Origin of the sequence: Kitasatospora sp. NPDC057198 (genome assembly GCF_042670125.1) — a bacterium.
In the GTDB taxonomy this organism is placed as follows: Bacteria; Actinomycetota; Actinomycetes; order Streptomycetales; family Streptomycetaceae; genus Kitasatospora.
In genome coordinates this window covers 1-3,484 of record NZ_JBHUWH010000648.1, presented here as the reverse complement: position 1 = coordinate 3,484, position 3,484 = coordinate 1, and the positions used below count along the sequence as shown (strand labels likewise).

5 protein-coding genes are annotated in these 3,484 nt (G+C 73.6%); 3 read left to right on the top strand and 2 right to left on the bottom strand.

Annotation, left to right across the window (positions count from 1 at the left end; genetic code table 11):
• A partial coding sequence (locus tag ACFUEL_RS37170; protein ID WP_380242237.1) for a GAF domain-containing protein occupies window positions 1-892 on the bottom strand: 892 nt, incomplete at its 3' end.
• Window positions 893-1,138: 246 nt separating this feature from the next.
• Between ACFUEL_RS37170 and ACFUEL_RS37165 the strand changes: the two genes are divergently transcribed.
• Entirely contained in the window at window positions 1,139-1,693 is a 555-nt protein-coding gene (locus ACFUEL_RS37165) for a flavin reductase family protein (protein WP_380242235.1), read from the top strand.
• A gap of 18 nt (window positions 1,694-1,711) precedes the next feature.
• On the opposite strand, the gene arfB is transcribed toward ACFUEL_RS37165, so the two are convergent.
• Window positions 1,712-2,140 (bottom strand): alternative ribosome rescue aminoacyl-tRNA hydrolase ArfB, encoded by a 429-nt coding sequence (gene arfB / locus ACFUEL_RS37160; RefSeq protein WP_380242232.1) that lies wholly within the window; start codon window positions 2,138-2,140, stop codon window positions 1,712-1,714.
• A 117-nt stretch (window positions 2,141-2,257) separates the two neighbouring features.
• On the opposite strand from arfB, the gene ACFUEL_RS37155 reads away from it, so the two are divergent.
• Together ACFUEL_RS37155 and ACFUEL_RS37150 are read left to right on the top strand one after the other, a co-directional pair.
• Window positions 2,258-2,749, top strand: coding sequence for a hypothetical protein (locus ACFUEL_RS37155; RefSeq protein ID WP_380242230.1), 492 nt, complete (start codon window positions 2,258-2,260; stop codon window positions 2,747-2,749).
• 115 nt (window positions 2,750-2,864) lie between these two features.
• The gene (locus ACFUEL_RS37150; RefSeq protein ID WP_380242228.1) at window positions 2,865-3,440 is read left to right on the top strand and encodes a TerD family protein; all 576 of its coding nucleotides are present in this window, start codon (window positions 2,865-2,867) and stop codon (window positions 3,438-3,440) included.
• Window positions 3,441-3,484 lie beyond the last annotated feature (44 nt).

Here is a 3,484-nt window from a genome sequence, read left to right as displayed (position 1 = left end):
CCCACTGGTAGCTGCCGTCCCGGCGGGACAGCCGCAGCTCGGCCCGGCCGCCCTCGGCGCTGGTGCGCAGCAGCAGGTCCAGGTCGTCGGGGTGGACGAGGTCGACGAAGCGCTGCTGGCGCAGCGCGGCCCGGGGGCGGCCGAGCAGTCGGCACAGGGCGTCGTTGACCCGGCTGAGCTGGCCGGTGGCCTCGCCGTGCAGTTCGGTGATGGCCATCCCGCTGGGGGCGTACTCGAACGCCTGCCGGAAGGACTCCTCGCTGGCCCGCAGGGCCTGCTGCTCCTTCTCCAGCCGGGCCAGGGCGCGCTGCATCTCGGCGCGCAGCCGGGCGTTGCCGATGGCTATGGACGCCTGCAGGGAGAACATCTCCAGGGCCTCGCGGGTCCACGCGCCGGGGCGCTTGCCGCTGCGCGGGCGGTCGACCGAGAGGATGCCGAGCAGGTCGCCGCCGGCGCTGTACATCGGCGCGAGCAGGACGTCGGAGGGGTGCCAGTCGTTGCCGTAGACCGGCATCGGGCCGTCGCCGGTCCAGGTGGGGACGTCGGAGGCGATGGCCCAGCCGCGGTCGTGCGGCAGGAAGCGCAGGGTGCCCCAGTGGTCGGCGACCTGGATCATCCGCTCCCAGGACTCGCGGGAGCCGACCTGGCCGAGCAGAACGGCGGGGCCGCCGAAGGCGCTCTCCTCGATCTCCCAGACGGCGGCGACCACCAGGTCCCCGTCGGGGCGCACCAGGCTGACGGCGGCGGCGTCGAACCCGAGCCCGTGGACCGCGCCCTCGACGACCGCCTGGAGGGTTCCCGCCAGGCTCCGGGCAGCGTTGAGGTCCGCCACGACCCGGTGCAAGGTGCGGAGGGTCGCGAGGCGGACGTAGGGCTCCGACTCGGCTTCCATGCGGGGGCTCCCCGGCTGCTTCGGATGGTTCTTGAAAGGTTGTCGTCCGATTGCCAGAAGAACTGAATCACAGGGAGCACTGCGATAGGCACGCTCGGTCAGCAATAGCCGGTGACTGTGACTCAAATCACATAATGATCAAGGAGTTCGCGGCCCACGCCCGAGCGGGCCCGCGGGCGGACCTACGACCGGACTACGACCACGGCCCGATACCGGTGCGCCCGACCGGCGACTACCGTGCGGTACGTGTACAGCTCCCAGCAGTCCCCCGCCGCCCCCGCGGCCCCCGCCCCCGCGGCGGCGGCCCGCGCCACCCCCGAGGAGTTCCGGGCCGCCCTCGGCCAACTCGCCGCGGGCGTCTCGCTGCTGACCGTGCACGACCCCGACGACGACGAGGCCGCGGGGATGACCGCCACCTCGTTCCTGTCGGTCTCGCTGGAGCCGCCGATGGTGCTGGTCTCGGTCCGCGCGGACTCGCGGATGGACGAACTGCTGGCCGGGGCCGAGACCTGGGCGGTGTCGCTGCTCGCCGAGGAGCACCGCACGCTCGCCTCCCGGTTCGCGATGAAGGGCCGGCTCAGCGACCGGCTGCTGTTCGCCGACGCCGCCTGGCGGCCCGGCCCGCACAGCGGCGCCCCGCTGATCGACGGCGCGCTGGCCACCGTGGAGTGCCGCACCGAGCAGCGGATCGCGGCCGGCGACCACACCCTGGTACTCGGCCGGGTGCTGGCCGCCGAGGTGCCCGCCCCGGCCGGCCGGCCGCTGCTGTACCTGCGCGGCGGCTACCGGCAGCTCGGCTGACCGGGCCGCCGCCGGCCGTCACTCCGGGCGGATCCGGCCGCGGCCCTGCTTGAGCCCCGAGCGGTGCCGCTTGTTCTCCAGCCGCCGCTCGACCATGCCGCGGCTCGGCTTGGTGGCCCGCCGGGTCTTCGGCGGCGGCGCGGTGGCCTCCCCCAGCAGCGCGGCCAGCCGGGCCGCGGCCACCTCCCGGTTGCGCCACTGCGAGCGGTGCTCGGAGGCCCGGACCACCAGCACCCCGTCCACCAGCCGGGAGGCCAGCCGCTCCAGGGCGCGCTCCTTCCACACCGGCGGCAGCGCGTCGGAGGCCGCCAGGTCCCACCGCAGCTCGACCCTGGAGTCCGAGGTGTTCACGTGCTGCCCGCCGGGGCCGGAGGAACGGGAGAAGCGCCAGACGAGCTCGGCGTCGGGGACGACCACCGAACCCCGCACGCGCACGGGCTCAGTCATGCGCCCATCATCCCGTCCCGCCGGGCCCCCGTCACCTGGTTAAGCCGCCCCGCCCGACGGCCGCGGCCGCCCCGCCCGACGGTACGGCCGCCCGGCCCGAGCGGGCACAATGGCGGCGTGATCGAGCTCGGCTACTCCCTCTCCACCCGCTTCCCCGACCCCCCGCAGACCGACTACCGCACCGCGTCGGTCCGCTCGCTGCGGCACGACCTGTTCGCGGGGGACGTCTACCTGGAGACGGCCGAGGGCGCGGCCGTGGAGACCCGCTGGCACTGGGTCCCGGTGCTGGACTTCGCCTGGGCGGTGTGCGACGTCGTCGAGCGGCTCGACGAGGACCCGCGCGGCAGCCGGGAGGCCCGGGTACGCACCGAGGACCTGGACTTCACCCAGAACACCGAGCTGCTGCGCTTCGCCCGCCGGTTCGGCTGGGTGGAGATCACCGCCACCTGGCGCCCCGACGACGAGCCCCTGGTGGTGCGGCACGCCGAACTGCGCCGCGAGGCCCGGGACTTCCTGCAGGACGTGCTGGCCGACCTGACCGAGCTGCACGAGGGACTCGCCGACAACCCGAACATCTGGACCGTGCAGGGCCGCTACCCGAGAATCTGAGTCGGCGCCGGGCGTCCGTCCGGAGGGGATTTCACTCCGTCCACCGAGCGGTGGAACCAACGGCCGCCCGTTCCGCGTTCTCTGGGCAAAACCGACCGAAGGGACACCACAGACCATGCCCGTGAGCCTCACCAAGGGTGGCAACGTCTCGCTGACCAAGGAGGCCCCCGGCCTGGCCGCGGTCGCCGTCGGCCTCGGCTGGGACGTGCGCACCACCACCGGCGCCGAGTTCGACCTCGACGCCAGCGCGATCGTCCTGAACGGCGAGGGCAAGGTCTACTCGGACCGGCACTTCGTCTTCTTCAACAACACCAGCACCCCGGACGGCACGGTGGCGCACACCGGCGACAACCGCACCGGCGAGGGCTCGGGCGACGACGAGTCGATCAACGTCAACCTGGCCGCGCTGCCCGCCGACGTCACCAAGATCGTCTTCCCGGTGACCATCTACGACGGCCTCAACCGCGGCCAGAGCTTCGGCCAGGTCCGCAACGCCTACATCCGGGTGGTCAACCAGGCCGGCGGCGCCGAGATCGCCCGCTACGACCTCTCCGAGGACGCCGCCACCGAGACCGCGATGATCTTCGGCGAGCTGTACCGCAACGGCGACGAGTGGAAGTTCCGCGCCATCGGCCAGGGCTACGCCTCCGGCCTGGTCGGCATCGCCCAGGACTTCGGCGTCAACGTCTGACCCGGCACCGCACGCGCGAACGGCCCCCCGGAGCCTTCCGGGGG

What these genes read in the sequence shown, in the direction of transcription:
- arfB (WP_380242232.1), bottom strand. Translation starts at nt 2,140, where the DNA reads ATGACTGAGCCCGTGCGCGTGCGGGGTTCGGTGGTCGTCCCCGACGCC.
- ACFUEL_RS37150 (WP_380242228.1), top strand. Translation starts at nt 2,865, where the DNA reads ATGCCCGTGAGCCTCACCAAGGGTGGCAACGTCTCGCTGACCAAGGAG.